Origin of the sequence: Bradyrhizobium arachidis (genome assembly GCF_024758505.1) — a bacterium.
Lineage (GTDB): Bacteria > Pseudomonadota > Alphaproteobacteria > Rhizobiales > Xanthobacteraceae > Bradyrhizobium > Bradyrhizobium manausense_C.
Map to the genome: position 1 here is coordinate 239,758 of NZ_CP077970.1, position 21,709 is coordinate 261,466.

Consider the following 21,709-nt stretch of genomic DNA (forward strand, 5'->3'; position numbering starts at 1 on the left):
CTTAAGAATCCATCAATGGTTGTTCGGCGCCACACTAGTCCTCCAAAACCGCGAGGCAAGGCGTGTTTTCGCATTTTCGCGATTGCGGCCCAGGGACGAATAGGCGAGAAGAGCCCCGCTTTTCCAGCCGAAATGGACCGTAAATATGTCAGACACGATACGGGCAGTGATCCTCGGCATCATCGAGGGCGTGACGGAGTTCCTTCCGGTGTCCTCGACCGGGCATCTCCTGCTCGCGGAGCGCTTTTTCCATCTCGGCGAGGGCGCCTTCTGGGATTCCTTCACGGTCCTGATTCAGCTCGGTGCCATCCTTGCGATCGTCGGCCTCTACTTCAAGAAATTGTGGGACGTCGCGATCGGCATGTTCTCGGGCGATGCCTATGCGCGCCGTTTCGTGATCGGCGTCCTGGTCGCGTTCCTGCCTGCGGTCATCGTCGGCCTGGTCGCCGGCAAATACATCAAGAGCATGTTGTTCAACCCATGGGTCGTGTGCTTCACGCTGATCGTCGGCGGCGCCATTCTGCTCTGGGTCGATCAGCTCGAGCTCAAGCCGCGCGAGCATGACGCGACGCGCTTTCCGCTGCTGACCTATTTGTTGATCGGCATTGCGCAGTGCGTGGCGATGATCCCCGGCGTATCGCGTTCGGGAGCGAGCATCGTGGCCGCCATGCTGCTCGGTGCGGACAAGCGCGCCGCGGCAGAATTTTCCTTCTTCCTCGCGATCCCCACCATGATCGGCGCCTTCGCCTACGATTTTTACAAGAACCGGGCGGAGATGACGACCGATCACATGGGCATCATCGCGATCGGCTTCGTGGTGTCGTTCATCACCGCGATCATCGTGGTGAAGACCTTTTTGGGATATGTCACGCGCCACGGCTTTGCGCTGTTCGCCTGGTGGCGCGTCATCGTCGGCTCGCTCGGACTGATCGCGCTGGCGCTCGGACGGTAATTACTTCCGACCAAATCGCGGTCGGTTCTCAACGTTATATAAGCTTTTGATCGGTAGGCAGTTTCGAGCAAGGCGGGGTGCGCCTTGCGAGGGAGCTGAACATGGCGCTGGTCAGCGGCTGGGGGCGTTTCCCGGTCGTCGATACCGATGTCCTGAGGCCGCGCTCGTTCGGAGCGGTCGGCGCGGTCATTGCGCGCACCTCCGGTGGCATCGCGCGCGGCAACGGCCGCGCCTATGGCGACGCCGGCATCGGCCAAAACCAGACCATCGACATGACGGCCTTCGACCGCGTCAGGTCCTTCGATCCCGAGACCGGCCGCATCCGGCTCGAGGCGGGCGTGCTGCTGTCAGATCTCATCGACACCTTTGGCCCGCGCGGCTTCCTGCCCTATGTCGTGCCGGGCACGCGCTTCATCTCGATCGGCGGTGCCATCGCGGCCGACGTCCACGGCAAGAACCATCATTGCGAGGGCGGGTTCGGCCGCTATGTCGACAGCATCTTGCTCTGGCCCGGCGAGGGCGAGGCGATCGAGATATCGCGCGAGCAGAATCCGGACGCGTTTGTCGCGACCATCGGAGGCATGGGGCTCACCGGTGTAATCCTCGAAGCGACGCTGCGGCTGCGGCCGGTCGAGACCGGCTGGATCCGCGAGCAGGTCATTCCGGCCGAGAATCTCGGCGATGCGATGAAGGCGCTCGATTCCGGCGATTCCGCGACCTATTCGGTGGCGTGGATCGATTGCGTGGCTGATGGCAGCAATCTCGGCCGTTCGCTGATCTATCTCGGCGAGCACGCGCGTGCCTCCGAGATCTCGCCCGATGCAGACAAGTTTCCGCGCGGCGCCGATCCGCGGCTCAACGTGCCCGTCGACCTGCCGTCGATGACGCTGAACCGCTACAGCGTCCGCGCCTTCAACGAGCTCTATTTCCGGATGGGCGCGCGCCGCGCCGGCGGGCCCAATCTGGTGTCGATCTTCCCCTATTTCTTTCCGCTCGACGGTGTCGGCGCCTGGAATCGCATCTACGGGCGGCGCGGCTTCCTCCAGCATCAATGCGTGATCCCGCAGGACGGCGCGCGCGATGTGCTCGGGGAGATCCTCGCGCGCGTTTCCAAGCGCGGCGATGCGTCGTTCCTCGCCGTGCTCAAGAAGCTCGGACCAAGCGACGGCATCATGTCGTTTCCGCTGCCGGGCTACACGCTGGCGCTGGATTTCCCGATGACCGGCAGCATTTTGGGCTTTCTCGACGAGCTCGATCGGCTGGTCGTGGCCGCCGGCGGGCGTCTCTATCTGGCAAAGGATGCGCGTCAGTCGCGCGCGACGTTCGAGGCCGGTTATCCGGCCCTGCAACGCTTCAAGGAGATCCGGGCCTCGCTCGATCCGTCCGGAAAGATCCGATCAAAACTTTCGCAGCGTCTACTCGATGAGGTGCATTCGTGACGGCACGCAAGATCGTCCTGGTTCTCGGTGGCAGCTCCGACATCGGACGCGCCACGGCGCGGGCCTTCGCGAAGGCAGGGTGGGACGTTCAGCTCGGCGGTCGCGACGCTGCCGCGCTGGAGCCTGACGCGGCCGATCTGCGAGCGCGCAATACCGTTGATGCAAGCGTGCATCATTTCGACGTGCTCGACACCGCATCGTTCGATGCCTTTGTGGCCGGCCTGCCGGCGCTGCCCGATGCCGTGGTCTCGATCGTCGGTCTGCTGGGTGTGCAGGAGAACGCACAGCGCGATCTCGACCACGCCACCACCATCATGCGCTCCAACTACGAGGGTCCCGCGCTGATCCTCGGCCTGCTCGGGGAAAAGTTCTTGGCGCGCGGCTCCGGTATCATTGTCGGCGTGTCCTCGGTCGCGGGCGATCGCGGCCGCGCCTCGAACTATGTCTACGGCTCGGCGAAGGCAGGCTTCTCGGCATTCCTGTCAGGCCTGCGCGCACGTGCCAGCCGCGGCGGCGTGCAGGTTATCACCGTGAAGCCCGGCTTCGTGCGGACGAAAATGACTGAGGGCATGAAGCTGATCGGCCCGCTGACCGTCGAGGCGCCGGTCGTAGGTGATGCCATCTTGGATGCCGTCGAGCGCAAGAGGGACGTCATCTACGTCAGCAACAAGTGGCGCCTCGTGATGCTCATCATCAAGACGCTGCCGGAGGCGGTTTTCAAGAGGCTGAAGTTCTGACGCTTCGGGCGGCTATGCCCGGCCATGACAATGCGGAACCTTAAGCCCCGTTGCGCTGGAATTGCCCGGCGGCGCGGAAGCGCCAGAGATATTGCGGGGCGATCGCTTCCAGCGAATCGCCTGATATGCCGAGACCTTCGAGCGTCAGCCCGGCCGCCTTCGCGGCATCCGAGACGACATTGTCCTTCTCGAGCAGCGTGACCTGATCCGGCGTCAGCTTGAAGGCACCAGGGGCGAATTGCAGGAAGGCAGCCTGGAAGCGGGCGAGGCCAAACGGCACCGGCACCAGCATCCGATCGCGACAGGTGATGGTGAGGATGGTCTGGACGATCTCGCGCATGGTCAGGACCTCGGGGCCGCCAAGCTCGTAGGTGGCGCCCGCCCTGGCCTTGCCGTCCACGGCGTCCGCGATCGCGGTGGCGACATCGCCGACATAGACCGGCTGCATCCGGGTCGTCTCGCCAATCAGCGGCAGCACCGGCGACATCCGCGCCAGCGCCGCAAAGCGGTTGGTGAACTGGTCCTCGGGCCCGAAGATCACGGAGGGACGGACGATCGTCGCCGACGGCACCGCCGCCAGCACCGCCTTCTCGCCGGCGGCCTTGGCGCGGGCGTAGGCCGAGGCCGACTGCTCATCGGCGCCGATCGCCGAGACATGCACCATCCGCGCACCGGCGGCGGCCGCCGCCTTGGCAACGGTCTCGGCGCCCTTGGCCTGGACAGCGTCAAACGTCTGCCCGCCGCTCTCGGCCAGAATGCCGACCAGATTGATCACGATATGCGAATCACGCAGCGCCGCCTCGACAGAAGCCGGGTAGCGCAGATTCGCCTGCACGGTGTGGACCTGGCCGACCCGGCCGAGCGGCTGCAGGAAGCCGGCCAGTTCCGGCCGCCTGACCGCGACCCGAACGCGGTAATCCCGCTTGCAGAGCGCGCGGACGACGCTGCGGCCCAAAAACCCCGATCCGCCGAAAACGGTGACGAGAGTTTCCAGATTCGATTGCATTTGGGTCATTCCTGCCGGAGGTGCGCTTAAGGCAGGCTTGTATCGGTCCGGTTTGCGATGCGCAATCGGCTCGCCACGGACGATTTGACAAGCGCGTCATCGATCCGTAGTAACCGCCCCCGTGCCCCAAACGGCATGCCCAGGTGGCGGAATTGGTAGACGCGCTGGCTTCAGGTGCCAGTGGCTTCACGGCCGTGAAGGTTCGAGTCCTTTCCTGGGCACCACTTTTTTCTCAAATCCCTGCTTCAGATGGCTCAACCGGCGCTCCGGTTGAGGCCAAACAGGCCGATTCTGGCCCGCCGGCCGTCCCTCTGGCCCCAGCCGGCTCCAAGACACCTTCACAGGTTGAATTAAGCCGTCCTTAGCGATTGGAAATTACGGTTTTTGCCGTGGATTTCCCTGCTCCCCGGCAGCCCAGCCGGCAATCTCTCGGCAGTCAGAGCGTCGTCGCATGGAGCAGCCCTTAAGGCAGCATTTTGGTCAGGTTGAGCCGGTGCCAACCCCGGCGGCGGCCGAGCGTGTGCTGGTCATCGATGTCAGGGGCGCGCTGCTGCGCTCGGACCTCGGGCTCGAGGCTCTGTTCTCGGATCCCGGCAAGACCCTCCGCCATCTTCGCGATATCAGTTCCTGGCGCATGAGCGAGCTTGGGGCTCTCGCGGCCGATGCCGCGATCGACTATGCGAGCCTGCCTTACGACCAGGATGTCCTGAACCAGGCGCTCGCGGCGCGGGCGCGGAGCGAAAAGATCTATCTCGTCGCTGATAGCTTTGCCGATCATGCGGCCGGTATCGCTTCGCATCTCGGTTTCGACGGCGTCGTCGCGCCGGCCGATCTGGTTGCGGGCGCCGTGCCGTTTGAGCGCGCCTCCATCGCGCACATCAGCGGCCAAAGCGGTAGCCGACGCACCAGCCTGAAAACCTGGGCGAACGCGCTCCGCGTCTACCAATACACCAAGAACACGCTGGTCTTCGTGCCCGCGGTGACCGCCCATCAGATGAATCTTTCGGCGCTCGGCGACGCCCTGTTGGCGTTCCTGGCGTTCTCGGCCTGCGCGTCCGGCGCCTATCTGATGAACGATCTCTTGGACCTCGCGGCCGACCGCCAGCATCCGACAAAACGCCATCGCGCGCTCGCCGCCGGGACCTTGCCGATCGCGCATGCGCTCATCGCCATTCCCGCGCTGTGGCTATTTGCGGTCGGTGCGAGCCTCTGCATCTCCGGAATCTTCGTCGCCGTGCTCGGCGCGTATCTCGCGACCACCATCGCCTATTCGCTCGTGCTCAAGCGAAAAATGCTGGTCGATGTCGTGACGCTGGCGGGTCTCTACAGCCTGCGCATTATTGCCGGTGCCGTCGCTGTCGGCGTCGTGCTGTCCGAATGGCTGCTGATGTTCTCGCTGTTCGTGTTCACCTCGCTGGCGTTGATCAAGCGCTTCAGCGAGCTCAGCATGCGCCAGGGCGCGGGCCTCGCCGACCCCTCCAATCGCGACTACAAAATCTCCGACCTCAGCGTCATCGCAGCCATGGCGGCGGCGAGCGGCATGAATGCGGTGATCGTGTTCTCGCTCTATGTGTCGTCCTCGACGGTCGCGACGCTGTACAGCCGTCCCTGGATGCTGTGGCTGCTCAACCCGCTGCTGCTCTACTGGTTCGGCCGCGCCCTGATGATGGCGCATCGCCGCGAGATGCCCGACGATCCCATTCTCTACACGTTCCGGGACGGCGCCAGCCGGATCACCGTTGCGGCGATGATCTGCATCATGCTGGCGGCGATCTGATGTCGCTGGTGCATCCGAGCCCGGCGCTCAGCGATCGCAAGGGCGCGCTTGGCCTGTCCGCCGCTTTCGCCGACGCGCTGCTGATCGCCATCGTCATCGCCGCGCTGTCGATGCTGCGCACCGGCTATGTCTTCGGCATCGAGAACAATCTGTTCCATCTGCCGATCGTTGCGAGCCTGCCCGGCGAGCCGCAATACCAGGGCGACGCCTTCATGCAGTCGCTGCGCTTCTTTGCGTCAGGCATCTGGGTGCTGCTCGACAACACGCAAAAATATCTGGGCAATACCGAGCTCCTGTTCCTCGTCCTCGACTACCTCTCGCGGCTGCTCACGTTTGTCGGCTTCCTCGCCTGCGCCTCGCTGCTCGGCGTCGTCACAAGGCGCGACAAGATCGTCTTCAGCCTGATCCTGTGTTCGATCGGCTTCCTCGACGGCTACACCCATGCCGGCACCGGCGGGCTGTTCGTGAACTATTTTACCCATTCGGAGATCGCCAACGGCACCGCGCTGCTCGCGATCTATTTTGCGGCCAGGGGACGGTTCACCGCGGCGGCCTTCACCCTCGGCATCACCTTCTTCGTCAATGCCTTCGTCGCGGTCTGGATCGCGCCGCTGCTCGTCGTCATCGCGATCAGCCTCTTGCTCAAGGGCGAGACCAGCTTTGCCGCGCTCTCTTCGCGCACGCTGCTCGGTCTTCTGTTCTCTGCGCCGATCGTCTATCCGGCTCTGCATTCGATCCTCGCCAATCCGGAATTCGGCAAGCCGCTCGCATTCGACTATCTCGCGTACTTGCACGAATATTTTGCCGGCCATTCGGTGATCGACGCGATCGCACTCAAGAACGTGGTCGGCGCGGTGGCCGTGGCCGTGCTCGGCGCCGCTGCCTTCTGGGGATTCGGCGCTGACGCGCGGGAGCTGAAATGGGCCTATCTCGCCGCGCTCGCGATCTATCTCGCCGGCATCGTCGCGCCCTATCTCTCAGGCTCGCCCTTCGTGCTCAATCTTCAGCTCCTGCGCGCCGGCACGATCTTCTATCTGCTCGCCGGCCTCGCCGTCGCGGCGCTCGCGACGAACTGGCTGCGCGATGACCGCTCGGCGATGTTTTTGCCCGGCTGCTTCGTCGTGCTGGCGCTCGGCATCCAGGGCACGGTGCTGCTGTTCGCCGCCCCGATCATCCTGCTGCTGCAATATCAGCGGGCCACGCCGGAGGTCGTTGCGGACTCGCATCGCTCGATCGGCTACGCGGCACTCGCCGGCGCAGCTCTGGTTCTCTTTCCGCTCTCGGTCTGGGAGAATATCAGGGTCAACCGGCTCTACACCGAAGCCGTTGCCGAGTGGACCGATCTCGGCAATTGGGCGCGCAACGCGACGCCGTTGGATGCGACCTTCATCGTTCCGCCGAAACCGGCGGAGGACGCGGCCGTCGAGCCGATCGTCATCGCGCTGTCGCGCGGCGCCGTGTTCGAATTCGTCTCCCATCGCCGCGTCTGGGTCGACTACAAGCGCGGCGCGGCCGCGATGTGGACGCCGTCCTATTACCCAATCTGGCACATCAGGATGACCGACCTCGCAGCACTCGACTCCCATGCGGCGCGCCTCGCCTACGCTGCGCGCAACGGCATCGGCTATATCGTCTCGCTCTGCGCGACGCTGCCGGCGCAGAGCGACGTCGTGTTCCGGACCCCGCATTTGTGCGTGTCCGCGGTCAGGCGGCAGGCCGAAAAGCTCTGAAACGGTCGGCCGCCGCTTGCGCAGCCGGTGGCCAGCGGATACATCGCGACCGGCCCTCGCCAGTTCCCGGCTCTTTACTGGAGCATGATCCTGTCGGAAAACCGCTCCACACTTTTCCGGATCATGCTCTGGTATTAGCTTGGGCCGCACCATTCGATTGAGGTTTCAAACGCCATGACCGTACGCCTGCATCGCGGCGATCTGCCGGACCTGTCCCGCTACACCGGGTCGGTTGCGATCGACACCGAAACCATGGGCCTCAATCCGCATCGTGACCGGCTGTGCGTGGTGCAGCTCTCGCCCGGTGACGGCAGCGCCGACGTGGTGCAGATCCCGAAGGGTCACACCGACGCGCCGAACCTGAAGGCGCTGCTCGGCAATCCCGCCGTTACAAAAATCTTCCATTTCGCACGCTTCGACGTCGCCGTGCTCTTCAACACCTTTGGCGTCATGCCGCAGCCGATCTACTGCACCAAGATCGCCTCGCGCCTGACCAGAACCTATACCGACCGCCACGGCCTCAAGGACCTCGTCCGCGAGGTGCTCAATGTCGATCTCTCCAAGCAGCAGCAGTCGAGCGACTGGGGTTCGGACAGCCTGACCGAGCCGCAGCTCGCCTATGCCGCCTCCGACGTCCTGCACCTGCATGCGCTCCGCGAGCGGCTGGATGCCATGCTGGCGCGGGAGGGGCGCACCGCGCTGGCCCAGGCCTGTTTCGACTTCCTGCCGACCCGGGCCAGGCTCGATCTCGGCGGCTGGGAGGCCGAGGACATTTTTGCGCATTCCTGAGGCGCTCCGTCACGCCAGGGACGGGCGCCACTGCCCCGTTTCCGACACAGTCGTGACGACCTGTCGCAGGCTGCATATCCCGGCGACGCCGGGTACAATGGTGCGTCCAGTTCTTGAAGAGGCTTGCTTGTAACAAGGCTTGCGGCGTCCCGGAGCGACGGTGAACTCAGCTCACAATCCCACCATGGATGCGGCCCTCGCGGCACGCTTCGCCAGCGCGGCGCGCCACAGCCGCCTGGTGCGGATTCTGCGCATCACGGTGCCGGTCACGGTGGTTGTCGCAATGGCCTCGATCATCGCCATTTCGACCTTCCTCAACCCCTTTAGCATCAAGCTGCCCGGCGGTGATGTTGGAAACCTCGTGGTGTCAGGCACCAAGATCACCATGGAATCGCCGCACCTGTCAGGTTACACGCCGGACCAGCGGCCTTATGAGCTCTGGGCCAAGACGGCGATGCAGGACATCACCGACCCCGACCATGTCGAGCTCTCGGCGTTGCGGTCAAAACTGTTGATGGAAGATGGATCGACCCTGCTGCTCGATGCCCGCACCGGCATTTTCGACAACAAGCAGCAGCAGCTCGATCTGCGCAAGGACATCTTCCTGCGCACCTCCACCGGCTATGAGGCGCGGCTGAACCAGGCCTTCGTCGACATGGCCAAGGGCACGGTAACGTCGGATGAACATGTCGATGTCAAATTGACCAACGGCACGCTGACCGCTGACCGGCTGCGCATCACCGAGGGCGGCGAGGTGATCCGCTTCGAAGGCCACGTCGTGATGTATCTGGACAAGTTGGGCGATCCTCCCGTTGCTGCCCAGGCTCCCGAGCCCGCGCCGCCAGCGAAGACGCGCTCGATTCAAAGCAAGTCGAACAGTTCAAGATGACCCTTATGGCGAAGCACTTTTTGCGTAACGGCTCCAGGCGGAGCGTTGCTATCGGGGCCGGCGCGCTCGCGGCCGTTCTCGCGTTGATCGCGGCGGCGCATGCGCAAAGCACCATGCAAGGCGTGCCCAACGCGATGCAGGGTTTTTCGCAAAACCGCGATCAGCCGATCCAGATCGAAGCGGCTTCGCTCGAGATGCGCGACAAGAAGAAGGAAGCGACCTTCGCCGGCAATGTGAAGGTCGTGCAGGGCGACACCACCATGACGTCGAAGTCGCTGGTGGTGTTCTACGAATCCGGCGGCGACAAGCCTGCGACGCCGCAGCCGACGGCCGCGAAGGGTGCCAAGTCCGCGCCGATGCAGTCGACGACGCCGGGCCCCGGCGGCAGCTCCTCGATCAAGCGGCTGGAAGCGCGCGGCAATGTCGTGGTCACGCAGAAGGAGCAGGTGGTCACCGGCGAGACCGCGATCTTCGACACCAAGACCAATCTGATCACGATGGCCGGAGGCGTCGTTCTGACGCAGTGCAACAACGTGCTGCGCGGCGACAGGCTGCTGGTCGACATGACCACCGGCGTCTCGCGTGTCGAGTCGGACACCGGCAAGGTACAGGGCCTGTTCATCCAGCAGAACGATTGTGGCCCCGGGAAGCCGGGTGGCGGGCCTCCACTGCCGGGCGCGGGTTCAAAGAAACAGAAGTGATTTCAATCGCTTGATGTCTTTGTTGGCCGGGCGAGGTTGAAGCTCGCCCGACAAGACTGTATCTACCCAGGCGGGCTTGGGAGCGGGATCGTGGGTGTTTCTCTGGGCAAGAAACATCCTTTCACTCATGCTGTGTCGAATCACGTCGATGCGGCCGGTTGCGGGACATCCGCGACGCGGAATCACCGTGAAAAGGCTAAAGTAGGCGGGATGGTCGATCTCCTCAGCATGTTCCGTCGGCGCCCCGCCAAACGCGGATTTGGCCGCCTGCGCGAGGACATCACCGCGCTCGGCGACACTGTCGGCAGCCTGTTGACCAGCCCGTTGCAGGATGCGCCGATCGCGCGCGAGCAGCCGATCCAGTCGCCGGATCAGTTCCGGGACGATCCGCGACCGCAAAACCCGCATCCCCTCCGGGGCAGCGCGCAGACGAGCGCAAAGGCGAACGGATCAGGCGGGCCGCAGCTGCTGCGGCGGCCGGGTTTCCTGGCCGTGCATAGCGTGGAAAAGAGCTTTGGCAGCCGCCAGGTGGTGCGCGGCGTCAGCATCTATGTGCGCCGTGGCGAGGCCGTCGGCCTCCTAGGGCCAAACGGCGCCGGCAAGACCACCGTGTTCTACATGATCACCGGGCTGATCAAGGCCGACCGCGGCGCGATCGAGCTCGATGGCCACGACGTCACAAAACTGCCGATGTACCAGCGCGCGCGGCTCGGCATCGGCTATCTGCCGCAGGAAGCCTCGATCTTCCGCGGCCTCACCGTCGAGCAGAACATCCGCGCCGTGCTCGAGGTGGTCGAGCCGTCGCGCAAGAAGCGCGAGCAGCAGCTCGATTCGCTGCTGGACGAGTTCAACATCACGCGCTTGCGGAAGTCGCCCTCGATCGCGCTGTCCGGCGGCGAGCGCCGCCGCGTCGAGATCGCGCGCGCGCTCGCCACGCGGCCGAACTACATGCTGCTCGACGAGCCCTTCGCCGGCATCGATCCGATCGCGGTCGGCGACATTCAGGACCTCGTCCGCCACCTCACCAACCGCGGCATCGGCGTGCTCATCACCGACCACAATGTGCGTGAGACACTTGGTCTCACCGACCGTGCCTACATCGTCTATGCCGGGGAAATCTTGACCGAGGGTAGTCCGGATGAGATCGTCAATGATCCGGACGTTCGCCGCCTTTACCTCGGCGAGGAGTTCCGCCTCTAGCCCTTTTTTCTCATCCGTCAAGGCGTGTACATCGGGCGCGGACTAGGATAAGCAAAAATCGGACCAATTTTCGGGAACGGTTCTTGCTTCGATGGCGCTAACGCAGAGATTAGAGTTCCGGCAATCGCAGTCGCTGGTCATGACGCCGCAGTTGATGCAGGCGATCAAGCTGCTGCAATTGTCCAATCTCGATCTCACGACCTTCGTGGAAGAGGAACTCGAGCGTAACCCGCTGCTGGAGCGGGCCAATGACGAGGCCCCCGCGGGCGAAGCCCCGGCCGAGGCCGGTCAGTTCAGCGATGGCGATGATTCCGGCGGTCAGGGCGGTGACGACGGCTTTGGCGGCAGCGCCGAGGCTTTTGAGCCCGGCCAGGAAGAATGGATGAGCAAGGACCTCGGCACCCGCGCCGAGATCGAGCAGACCCTGGACACGGGCCTGGACAACGTCTTCTCCGAGGAACCGGCCGAGGCTGCCGCGCGCAACGCGCAGGACGCGGCGCCGACCACCTATACCGAGTGGGGCGGCGGCGCCTCCGGTGAGGAAGACTACAATCTGGAAGCTTTTGTCGCAGCCGAGATGACGCTCGCAGATCATCTCGCCGAGCAGCTTTCGGTCGCCTTCACCGCGCCCGCGCAGCGCATGATCGGTCAGTATCTGATCGACCTCGTCGACGAGGCCGGCTATCTGCCGCCGGATCTCGGCCAGGCCGCCGAGCGCCTGGGCGCAACCCAAGCGGACGTCGAGAACGTCCTCGCCGTGCTGCAAAAGTTCGATCCGCCCGGCGTTTGTGCGCGCAATTTGAGCGAATGCCTGGCGATCCAGCTGCGCGAGCTCGACCGCTACGATCCCGCGATGCAGGCGCTCGTCGAGCATCTCGATCTCCTCGCCAAGCGCGACATCGCCGCCTTGCGCAAACTCTGCGGCGTCGACGACGAGGACATCGCCGACATGATCGGCGAGATTCGCCGCCTCAATCCAAAACCCGGCATGAAGTTCGGCTCGGCGCGTCTGCAGACCATGGTGCCCGACGTCTACGTTCGTCCCGGCCCGGACGGCGGCTGGCATGTCGAGCTCAACAGCGACACGTTGCCGCGCGTGCTGGTCAACCAGACCTACTATTCCGAACTGTCGAAGAAGATCGGCAAGGACGGCGACAAGTCGTATTTCACCGACGCGCTTCAGAACGCCACATGGCTCGTGCGCGCGCTCGACCAACGCGCGCGCACCATCCTCAAGGTCGCAACCGAAATCGTGCGCCAGCAGGACGGCTTCTTCACGCATGGCGTCGCGCATCTGCGTCCGCTTAACCTGAAGGCCGTCGCCGACGCCATCCAGATGCACGAATCGACGGTGTCGCGCGTCACCGCCAATAAATATATGGCGACGAATCGCGGCACGTTTGAATTGAAATATTTCTTCACCGCCTCGATCGCGTCGGCCGACGGCGGCGAGGCCCATTCCGCGGAAGCGGTGCGGCACCACATCAAGCAGTTGATCGATTCGGAGGAGCCGACGGCAATCCTGTCGGACGACACGATCGTGGAACGGTTGCGCGCCTCAGGCATTGATATCGCCCGCCGCACGGTTGCGAAGTACCGCGAAGCCATGCGTATCCCATCCTCGGTGCAACGCCGCCGCGACAAGCAGAGCGCCCTTGGTAACGTCCTCTCCACCGCATTGTCGGATCGCTCCCGCAACACCGAGCCGGCCTGATTGCGCCGGCTCTAAATCGCGCTACTCTCAATCTCGCTTTCAGTTCGATCCACCCACCAGGCGAGGTACCAAATGACTCTCCGTATCTCGGGTAAAAGCATCAGCGTCGGCGAAGCCCTGCGCGGACGCGTCAACGACCGCACCGAAGAAGTGCTGCGCAAATATTTCGACGGCAACTACTCCGGTCACATCACCCTGAGCAAGGACGGCGTCGGCTTCCGCACCGATTGTGCGCTGCATCTGGATTCGGGGATCACGCTGGAAGCCGATTCGATGGCCCCGGACGCCTATGCCAGCGCCGACCAGGCCCTGCTGATGATCGAGAGGCGGCTGCGCCGCTACAAGAGCCGGCTCAAGGATCGCTCCGCCCGCAAGGCCCACGCCGCGTCCGAAGCGCTCGCCGCGATGGATGCGACGAGCTACGTGCTGGAGGCGCCGGGCGAGGGCGAGGACGAAGTCACGGGCTATAGCCCCGTCATCATTGCGGAGGCCACGACCTCGCTAAAGCAGCTCTCGGTCAGCGAAGCGGTCATGGAACTCGATCTCAGCGGCGCCCCGTGCCTGGTGTTTCAGCACGGCTCGAGCGGCCGGGTGAACATCATTTACCGCCGGGCGGACGGCAATGTCGGCTGGGTCGACCCGCCGGGGGCCAAATCCGGGGAGTAGGTCCGAGGGCCGGCGGCCGGCCGCTCAGGGGTGCCGGAGCTATCCGTAAGACCCCTGTCTTTAAGGATGACCGCGGTAAAAGACGTTTCCGGGAGTTGGCACCGGGATTGCGTTGGAGTAGAAGCGCCCCACATCAGGACCGGGGCTAAGTCCGCCTCCTGCTTCACCTTATCGACGCCGGCCCAACCTGGTTCGCCAAGTTGGCTCATTCGGAACCTGACGGTTTAATTCACCTCGGAAAGCTCCATGCCGATTACCGATCTGGTCGCACCCGAGGCGATTCTCCCGGCATTGAAGGTCAACAGCAAGAAGCAGGCTTTGCAGGAACTCGCTGCGAAGGCCGCCGAGCTCACCGGACAGAACGAGCGCGCGGTTTTCGAAGTGCTGCTCCAGCGTGAGAAGCTGGGCACCACCGCCGTCGGCTATGGCGTCGCCATCCCGCATGGCAAGCTGCCCAAGCTCGAAAAAATCTTTGGCCTGTTCGCGCGGCTCGAGCGTCCGATCGATTTCGAATCGATGGACGGCCAGCCCGTCGATCTCGTCTTCCTGCTGCTGGCACCGGAAGGTGCCGGCGCCGATCACCTCAAGGCACTGGCGCGCATCGCCCGCCTGCTGCGTGACCAGGACATCGCCAAGAAGCTGCGCGCCTCGCGCGATGCGCAGGCGATCTACTCCGTGCTCGCACTGCCGCCTGCGACTGCGGCGTAAAGTTACAGTCCCACATATCGCGAAGCTCGGGCTTTTGAGACGCTGACGTTTCCGCGTCGTCATGGCCGGGCTTGACCCGGCCATCCACGCCTTACATCGCGGGTACGAAAAGCATCCGACGAGGGATTCAATGGTTGCCGGTTGCCTCGCAAAGCAACGACCGCACGGCGGACGACTGCCGTGATTGCGTTGTCACCTGCCGGAGGACCCTTTTGGAAGGTTCAGGAAGTATCGCGTGTGTCGAAGTTCGCCGGTCTTTGTCAACGCGCTCCTCTCGACGAGGTCTTGCAGGTCGCGCGTCGCGGTCGCGCGCGAAGTCTTGCTGATGCTGATGTAGTTTTCGGCACTCAGCCCACCCTTGAATCCGTCGATGCCTTCGCGGAACATGCGGGCGATGACCTTGGCTTGGCGTTCGTTCAGTTTGTCGGCGTGGCCTTGATAGAATTTTGCCTTGGCGATGTAGAAATCGACGCGCTGGATGGTGTTGCTCTGCGCCTCGAGGATCGTGTTGGCGAAATATTTCATCCAGCCATCGATTTCGAGATCCTTGTTGTTGTGCTCCAGCGCGGCATAATAGTCATTCCCTTTGCGTTCGATGGTGTAGGCAAGCGCGATGAGGCTCGGCTGGCCCAGGTTTTGCGCGAGGGCTTTTTCTGCAAGTGCGCGGCCAATGCGGCCGTTACCGTCCTCGAATGGATGGATGCAGACGAAATACAGATGCACGAGCGCGGCGCGCGTGAGCGTCGGCAGCGGAGTCTTGCCGCCCGGAGCCGTGTCGTTGAACCATGTGACGAAGCACTCCATTTCCCTCGGCACACGCGCCGAAGGCGGTGCTTCGAAGTGAACCGCGCGTTTTTGAATTGGGCCAGATACGACCTGCATCGCATCTGCGTGTGTGCGGTAGCCGCCAACGACTTTGATGTCCCTGCTATCGGGCAGCAGCATCGCGTGCCAATCAAACATTGTCTTGTCGGCGAGCGGTTCGGCGAAGCTCTGATAGAGGTCGATCATCATCTTTGAAATGCCGCGCTCGGCTGGCTTCACGCCCGGCGATTCATCTCCGAGACCTAACTGGTGGCGCAGCGAAGACTGCACGCTGTCCCGATTGAGGATTTCCCCCTCGATTTCCGAGGTCTTTACCGCTTCGTCGCTGATGAGTTCGATCTTGAGGATTTCTTGATCGCCCGGGCCTAGGTGCTTACGGGCGCCGATAAATTCCCCGGACTGCAACAGAAATTGCTGCTCCAGAGGCTCTAACGCCTTTGAATCGTACGAGAATTTCGGCCAATGGGGCTGTTCCCAGTTCCACATCATGAGCTATATGGGCTTCATTCTATAGCTCACAATAGCAAAGAATGTGAGTTATAGCCACGCGTTCTATAGCTCATGGATCTGGCCAGGCCGCGGTTTGGTCGCCGCACGAATAACGAGCCCGGGACAAGACCGGGCATGACGAGCCAACAATCCCCCAAAAGCAAAATGGGCGCGCCTTCAAGCGAAGGCATGCCCATTTGAAATTCAAGCCGTGCGCGAAAACGCTCGCCTGCCTCAGCACACCGTCGGCAGCAGGCGTCGGACTTCGTCGAGCAGATCGGGAAGTGCCGTCTTGTCACCCGCGAGGTGCCTGAGCAGCGCGCTCTGGAACAGACCGTCGAACAGCGCATAGAGCGCGGCTGGAGACGACGCCGGCCGCTTGCCGCCGAGCTCGGCATAGCGTGAGGCGATGCGCCAGATCATCGCCTCCAGGCTCTTGTCGATCTCGAGCACGTCCTTGCGAAACGCCGCCTCGAACATCGCCTGCGAGCGAAGGTCGTACCAAAGCCTGTGCATGCGGGCTTCGTCCTGCAGCGTTGCCGCAAGCTTGGCGAGGAAACCCTCCGTCAATTCGTCGCGGCTCTTTGCGGTCGTGACGACCTCGTCATATCGCGTCACGCACTTCGCCTTGTAGTGGCGGACGCAGCAGCAGATCAGGTCGAGCTTGTCGCTGAAATAATAGTGGAACACGCCGTGCGTGAACGCCGAGTTCTGCGCGATCTCGCGCAGGCTGGTGCGTGCGAAGCCGAGCTCGCCAAGCGTCTCTAACGCGGCCTCGGCAAGCTCGATGCGTCGCGCGTTGAATTTTTCGTCGCGCAGCACCTCCGCCGCATCGGCCACACGCCGGGCCGCCCCCGTCACCTGCCGCGCCATCTCGTTCCTTCCTCAGTCCCGTTCTTTCAAGGACTTATACCGCGCCTGCCGCGGAATGCTCTATCCCCTCACAACCACTTCCTTTGACAACTGTCAAATTCGTTCTTGACAAGTGTCAAGATTCTGGCGGAGGTTCGCGCCAACAAATTTGGACAGTCGTCAAGACGTCCGGACATGGAGGAACGCTTCGCCGGGTGCGGCCCAAAGGCCCGCGCCCGTGCAGTGCCGGCGTGCGCCGTCGATCGGCCCGGCGCGAATCAATCACCAGCAACGGAGGAGTGCGTCATGAGTGGGAAGAGCCTTGCAGGCAGGAAAGCCCTGGTCACCGGCGGTGCCAGAGGAATCGGCGCGGCCATCGCGCAGGCGTTGGCGCGAGCCGGCGCCTCGATCATGATCGCCGACATCCTGGAGGACACCGGCCGCGCCAGCGCAGCCGCAATCGCCAAGGAAGGTGTCGCGACGGGATTCGTCCAGCTCGACGTCACCAATGATGACCAATGGGAGCGGGCGGTTGCTGCGACGGTCGAAACCCTCGGCGGCTACGACATCCTGATCAACAATGCCGGCATCGAGATCACGTCGCTGATATCAGAGGTCAAGGCCGAGGACGCACGGCGGATGTGCGACGTCAACATCGTCGGCACCGTGCTCGGCATGAAGCACGCCTTCCGCGCGATGCGCCCGGGTGGGCCGGCGGGCAAGGGCGGCGCCGTCGTCAACATCGCTTCCGTCGCGGCGACGATCGCTTTCCCGAGCATCGCGGTCTACTCCGGCACGAAATCCGCGGTCGACCGCATGACGCGGGTCGGGGCGATGGAAGCCGGCAAGCTCGGCTTCGGCGTGCGCGTGAACTGCATCTATCCCGGCCTGATCCCGACCGACATGGGCATGCAACTCGCCAACGACATCGTCAAGGTCGGGCTCGCGCCTGACGTCAATGCCGCGGTCGGCTCGGTGGTCGAGCAAACGCCGCTCGGCCGTCTCGCCGAGGTCACCGACATCGGCGATGCCGCGGTGTTCCTCTGCTCGAACGAGGCGCGCTTCATCACCGGCATCGGACTGCCGGTCGATGGCGGCATGGGCATGTGACAACAAGGCCGACAACAAGCATTTCGGAGGATCGCAATGAGCGAGAAGAAGCCCGTCATCGTCTATGGCGCTTCCGGCTATACCGGCCGGCTGGTCTGCGAATATCTGCGCGAGTACAACATCCCCTTCATCGCCGCCGGCCGCAGCGCCGAGAAGCTCAACGCCGCGATGAAGTCGAACGTGGCCGGCATCGAGACCGCCGACTACGAGGTGGTTGCGGTGCCGCACACCGTGGCCGCGCTGACTGAATTGTTCAAGGGCGCCTCGGTGGTGCTCAACACCGTGGGCCCCTTCGCCAAGTTCGGCGGCGAGGTGGTGCAGGCCTGCCTCGCTTCCAAGTGCCACTACACCGACACGACCGGCGAGCAGGACTGGCTGATCACGCTCGATCAGGAGTGGGGCACGAAGTTCGCCAATGCCGGCCTGTTGCTGGCGCCGGGCATCGCACAGATGTACACCACCGGCGAGATCGCCGCGCAGCTGTGCCTGGAGACGCCCGGCCTCGACACGCTTGATATCGCCGTGTTCTGGGGCGGCAGCCCGACCATCGCCTCGACGCAGACCATCCTGGTCAACGCCGCGATGGCCAAGGCCTACTACCTGGAGCAGAACAAGTATGTCGAGCATCAGCCCGATGCCGGCCTCTACAATCTCGCCATCCCCGGCCAGCACGAGCTGGCGCTGGCGCTGCCCTGGGGCGGCACCTCGCACCCCGTGTGGTTCAAGCGCGATCCGCGCGTGGCCAACGTGAAGGTGCTGGGCGGCGTGTTCAACCGCGCGCTGATGCTGGGCGTGCCGCAGATCGTCGCCGCCGCGCTGGAGGCGACCAAGGACATGAACCCCGACGACCGCTACGCCGCGTTGGCGCAGACTGCTGCCGGAGTGATGAACACCATGCCACCGCGCGAGAACCCGCGCGTCAACAAGTCTATGGATTCGGTGCATGCCTCCGGCCCGTTGGGGCGCGCGCACTGCATCATCTACGGCAACAACAATTACAAGCAGACCGGCATGTTGCAGGCCTATGCGGCGTTCGCCCTGCTGCAGCAGCCGCCGAAGCGAGCTGGGTTCGCCTCCGGATGCCAGGCATTTGGCCACCGCGAACTGCTGGGACAGCTGCGCAGCTTCGGTTTGGTCAGCAAGCCGATCCTCACCGTTCACGACTGAGCGAAATCGCGGGTGGCGCAGTCGCGCGTCACCCGCCAACTGTTTGGGGTATTGACCATGCGCTTCATCGATTACCTCGACAAAGGCGCCTCGCTCGGCGCCGATGCGCCCTGCCTGACCATGGATGGACGCGATCTCAGCTATCGCGAGGTGCAGCGATTGAGCTACCGGATTGCGCGCGGGTTCGCGGGATCGGGGATCGCGGCGGGAGAGAAGGTTGCGATTCTCTCCGGCAACGACCCGCTTGCCTTCGCCTGCGTGTTCGGCATTTCGCGCGCCGGTGCGGTCTGGTGCCCGATCAATCCGCGCAACGAAGCGGCCGAGAATAAATTCATTCTCGACCAGTTCGACTGCAGCGCGCTGCTGTTTCATTCGAGCTTCGCGCCGATGGTGGAGGCGGTACGGCCCGACCTGCTGAAGCTGCGCCTGCTCGTCTGCCTCGATGCCGAGCTGCCCTTCGCATCCTCCTTCGACCGCTGGCTCCAGGACATTGCGGACGATTACTACCAGCGCGCGACGGTCGACGACCTCGCGATGATCCCGGGCACCGGCGGAACCACCGGCAAGCCCAAGGGTGTCATGCTATCGGGCCGCAACATCGAGGCCATGACGGCACTGACGCTCATGGGGTACCCGTTTAGGGGCCGCCCGGTCTACCTCGCGCTGGCGCCCCTGACGCACGCCGCCGGCGTGCTGTGTTTCCCGATCATGACGCTTGGCGGCCGCATCGTGATCATGCATCACCCCGACATCTCTGAATTCCTCGATCTGATCGAGCGTTACAGCGTCACGCACACTTTCCTGCCGCCGACCGTGATCTACATGCTGCTCGATCATCCAAGACTCGAATCGGCGAAGCTCGGGTCTCTGCAATGCTTCTGGTATGGCGCGGCGCCGATCTCGGCCGCGCGGCTTGCGGAGGCGCTGCAGCGCATCGGGCCGATGGCGCAGTTGTTCGGCCAGACCGAAGCGCCGATGATGATTTCGATGATGGCGCCCGACGAGCATTACAATAGCGACGGCACGATCGCGATGGAGCGCCTGTCTTCGGCCGGGCGGATCAGCCCGCTGGTGCAGGCCGGCATCATGGACGCGGACGGCAATCTGCTGCCGAGCGGCGAGCGCGGCGAGATCGTGGTCCGCGGGTCGCTGGTGATGGAGGGCTATTACAAAAATCCCGAGGCCACGGCGGAAGCCTCCGCGCATGGCTGGCACCACACCGGCGACATCGGCTACATCGACGGCGACGGCTACCTCTACATCGTCGACCGCGCCAAGGACATGATCATCACCGGCGGATTCAACGTCTATTCGATCGAGGTCGAGAACGCGCTGCGGGCGCATGAGGCGGTGCAGGATTGCGCGGTGATTGGGCTCGCGGACGAGAAATGGGGCGAGCGGATTGTCGCCGTGGTGCAGCCCCGCGCCGGCCAGAGCGTCGATGCGACAGCGCTGGCGGCCTTCGTCAAGCAGCGGATCGGCAGCGTCAAGACGCCGAAGCAGATCGAGGTCTGGGACGACCTTCCGCGCTCCAAGGTCGGCAAGGTGCTGAAGCCGGACATCCGCGCGCGGCTGGCAGGTCGCAACTAGGGCGCGGACTCACAAGCGCGGAGCGATAGCCTGATTGAAGCGAGCCGGACGAAGGCTAGGTAGTTGGCGGCAAGCTTATCGTAACGCGGCAGAAGTTCGCGCCAAGCCGATTATCGTGAGCCTCACCGGGGCTCAGTGCCAGCCGCGATACGCCCAAAAGCGGACCTAATACGCTCACATTGAGTTTTGTCGAGGTTGACCCATCAGCGACATCGGCGCGTCCTCGCCCTGGCGTGGGACAAAATTCCTGAAGCTGTAACGAAGTCGCAACAGCCGGGAGATCGGTTGCTTGTTATTGTGCCCCCAAGCCCGCAACTTTTCAGGGGCAGATCTTCAGGGGCATAGATGAAAATTACTGTGATTGGGGCTGTTGTCGCTACTCTGCTCGGAACGCCCGTTTTGGCGGCCGACCTGGCGGTCAAGGCTCCGCCGCCTGCCCCGGCACCGGTCTATAGCTGGACAGGCTTTTATGTCGGAGGTTCTGTCGGCGGCCGGTGGACCGACGCGGACTGGACAACGACCTGCTTGTACACCCCATTCTCTGCAAATAATTGCCCGCTGAATGGACTCGATCCGAACAGGCTTGCCACCAGAAATCCTCAGAGCTTCGATTCGTCGGCCGTCAGAGGCGGGGTTTATGCTGGATATAACTGGCAATTCGATCCGAGATGGGTCGCTGGTGTTGAAGCCGACGCTGGATGGGCGGACAACAGGAAGTCGGTGAATAACGGCATTCCCGGCACGCTGCAGGCAGTCTTCGTTGATAACGACATAGCCGAGGTCAAACAGACGTGGGATGCCGGCCTCCGCGGGCGTATCGGATATCTGATCAATCCAGGCTTGATGGTGTTCGGCGCCGGTGGTGTGTCCTGGACGCGCCTTCAGGCGACGACCACCTGCGGGCCAATCCCGCTGACATGGTGCAGTGTTGGCGGCGGGGGGTTATCTGCCTCGACGTCGATGACCAAGGTCGGCTGGACAGTTGGCGGCGGCCTTGAGTGGATGTTGGCGCAGAGGTGGTTGCTGCGGGGTGAATATCGCTACGCTGACTATGGCAAGGCCACAGTCAACTTGCTTGCAGACCCGGCCGGTCGAGATGGGTTGCTTGCGGATATCAATGTTCACACCCACACGGCCTTGTTCGGCGTCGCTTATAAATTCAGCGGTCCGTAGTTTCGGACGGAAGAGCGACGTCCGGGCAGGCTTGTCTGCGACTGTCGCAGGTGCGCCCCGGGATGTCTGAAAATGGCCCCTTCTCGGAAATCGAGCAACGTCCGCTTTTGCGCCGCCGTTGGAGGACAAGCGGACATCGATTGATGCAGTCGATTTATGAGTACGCGGCCCAGCAAGCGCCCTCACCGTGAGGGG

At 63.5% G+C, this 21,709-nt stretch carries 19 protein-coding genes, 1 tRNA gene and 1 pseudogene; 17 read left to right on the top strand and 4 right to left on the bottom strand.

Translation table 11 applies throughout. The features are described from left to right. Positions 1-145 precede the first annotated feature (145 nt). The 3 genes from KUF59_RS01170 (at position 146) to KUF59_RS01180 (ending at position 3,128) form a co-directional block, all read left to right on the top strand. On the top strand, positions 146-952 hold the full coding sequence (locus KUF59_RS01170) for an undecaprenyl-diphosphate phosphatase (protein ID WP_212456320.1): 807 nt from the start codon (positions 146-148) through the stop codon (positions 950-952). 101 nt (positions 953-1,053) lie between these two features. Continuing rightward, positions 1,054-2,391 (top strand): FAD-binding protein, encoded by a 1,338-nt coding sequence (locus KUF59_RS01175; RefSeq protein ID WP_212456319.1) that lies wholly within the window; start codon positions 1,054-1,056, stop codon positions 2,389-2,391. Further along, entirely contained in the window at positions 2,388-3,128 is a 741-nt protein-coding gene (locus KUF59_RS01180) for an SDR family oxidoreductase (protein ID WP_212456318.1), read from the top strand. Before KUF59_RS01175 ends, KUF59_RS01180 begins: the two co-directional genes overlap by 4 nt. A 40-nt stretch (positions 3,129-3,168) precedes the next feature. On the opposite strand, the gene KUF59_RS01185 is transcribed toward KUF59_RS01180, so the two are convergent. After that, positions 3,169-4,134: a complex I NDUFA9 subunit family protein gene (locus KUF59_RS01185; RefSeq protein WP_212456317.1), complete on the bottom strand. Its 966-nt coding sequence runs from the start codon at positions 4,132-4,134 to the stop codon at positions 3,169-3,171. Positions 4,135-4,271: 137 nt separating this feature from the next. On the opposite strand from KUF59_RS01185, the gene KUF59_RS01190 reads away from it, so the two are divergent. From KUF59_RS01190 to ptsN, 10 genes are all read left to right on the top strand, one after another. Further along, positions 4,272-4,358 (top strand) — tRNA-Leu (locus KUF59_RS01190). Positions 4,359-4,585: 227 nt separating this feature from the next. Further along, on the top strand, positions 4,586-5,911 hold the full coding sequence (locus KUF59_RS01195; protein ID WP_212456316.1) for a UbiA family prenyltransferase: 1,326 nt from the start codon (positions 4,586-4,588) through the stop codon (positions 5,909-5,911). After that, on the top strand, positions 5,911-7,641 hold the full coding sequence (locus tag KUF59_RS01200; RefSeq protein ID WP_212456315.1) for a DUF6798 domain-containing protein: 1,731 nt from the start codon (positions 5,911-5,913) through the stop codon (positions 7,639-7,641). The genes KUF59_RS01195 and KUF59_RS01200 overlap by 1 nt, the downstream gene beginning before the upstream one ends. A gap of 174 nt (positions 7,642-7,815) precedes the next feature. Then, a complete protein-coding gene (locus KUF59_RS01205; protein ID WP_258768091.1) occupies positions 7,816-8,430 on the top strand; it encodes a ribonuclease D in 615 nt (204 codons plus the stop codon). Between the two features lie 160 nt (positions 8,431-8,590). Next, a complete protein-coding gene (gene lptC / locus KUF59_RS01210) occupies positions 8,591-9,319 on the top strand; it encodes an LPS export ABC transporter periplasmic protein LptC (protein WP_212456313.1) in 729 nt (242 codons plus the stop codon). A gap of 5 nt (positions 9,320-9,324) precedes the next feature. After that, positions 9,325-10,020 (top strand): LptA/OstA family protein, encoded by a 696-nt coding sequence (locus KUF59_RS01215; protein WP_249140069.1) that lies wholly within the window; start codon positions 9,325-9,327, stop codon positions 10,018-10,020. 210 nt (positions 10,021-10,230) lie between these two features. Then, a complete protein-coding gene (gene lptB / locus KUF59_RS01220; protein ID WP_212456311.1) occupies positions 10,231-11,220 on the top strand; it encodes an LPS export ABC transporter ATP-binding protein in 990 nt (329 codons plus the stop codon). A gap of 91 nt (positions 11,221-11,311) precedes the next feature. Then, positions 11,312-12,934 (top strand): RNA polymerase factor sigma-54, encoded by a 1,623-nt coding sequence (rpoN, locus tag KUF59_RS01225; protein ID WP_212456310.1) that lies wholly within the window; start codon positions 11,312-11,314, stop codon positions 12,932-12,934. A 72-nt stretch (positions 12,935-13,006) separates the two neighbouring features. After that, positions 13,007-13,600, top strand: a complete 594-nt coding sequence (gene hpf, locus KUF59_RS01230; protein ID WP_212456309.1) for a ribosome hibernation-promoting factor, HPF/YfiA family — start codon at positions 13,007-13,009, stop codon at positions 13,598-13,600. Positions 13,601-13,846: 246 nt separating this feature from the next. Continuing rightward, positions 13,847-14,308: a PTS IIA-like nitrogen regulatory protein PtsN gene (gene ptsN / locus KUF59_RS01235; protein WP_212456308.1), complete on the top strand. Its 462-nt coding sequence runs from the start codon at positions 13,847-13,849 to the stop codon at positions 14,306-14,308. A gap of 192 nt (positions 14,309-14,500) precedes the next feature. Here ptsN and KUF59_RS01240 read toward each other — a convergent pair whose 3' ends face one another. Further along, on the bottom strand, positions 14,501-15,622 hold the full coding sequence (locus KUF59_RS01240; RefSeq protein ID WP_212456307.1) for a Fic family protein: 1,122 nt from the start codon (positions 15,620-15,622) through the stop codon (positions 14,501-14,503). Positions 15,623-15,856: 234 nt separating this feature from the next. Beyond that, on the bottom strand, positions 15,857-16,495 hold the full coding sequence (locus KUF59_RS01245; protein ID WP_212456306.1) for a TetR/AcrR family transcriptional regulator: 639 nt from the start codon (positions 16,493-16,495) through the stop codon (positions 15,857-15,859). A gap of 285 nt (positions 16,496-16,780) precedes the next feature. On the opposite strand from KUF59_RS01245, the gene KUF59_RS01250 reads away from it, so the two are divergent. From KUF59_RS01250 to KUF59_RS01260, 3 genes are read left to right on the top strand one after another with little or no spacing between them, the layout of a single operon-like run. Next, positions 16,781-17,584, top strand: coding sequence for an SDR family NAD(P)-dependent oxidoreductase (locus KUF59_RS01250; RefSeq protein ID WP_212405692.1), 804 nt, complete (start codon positions 16,781-16,783; stop codon positions 17,582-17,584). 36 nt (positions 17,585-17,620) lie between these two features. Continuing rightward, a complete protein-coding gene (locus KUF59_RS01255; protein WP_212456305.1) occupies positions 17,621-18,751 on the top strand; it encodes a DUF5938 domain-containing protein in 1,131 nt (376 codons plus the stop codon). Between the two features lie 57 nt (positions 18,752-18,808). Beyond that, on the top strand, positions 18,809-20,341 hold the full coding sequence (locus KUF59_RS01260; protein WP_212456304.1) for an acyl-CoA synthetase: 1,533 nt from the start codon (positions 18,809-18,811) through the stop codon (positions 20,339-20,341). Here KUF59_RS01260 and KUF59_RS01265 read toward each other — a convergent pair. After that, positions 20,338-20,433: pseudogene (locus KUF59_RS01265) on the bottom strand (IS5/IS1182 family transposase); the annotation flags it as partial. The gene KUF59_RS01260 and the pseudogene KUF59_RS01265 sit on opposite strands and share 4 nt — an antisense overlap. Before the next feature lie 253 nt (positions 20,434-20,686). On the opposite strand from KUF59_RS01265, the gene KUF59_RS01270 reads away from it, so the two are divergent. Next, complete coding sequence (locus KUF59_RS01270; protein ID WP_258768092.1) at positions 20,687-21,514, top strand: outer membrane protein; 828 nt, start codon at positions 20,687-20,689, stop codon at positions 21,512-21,514. Positions 21,515-21,709: the final 195 nt, after the last annotated feature.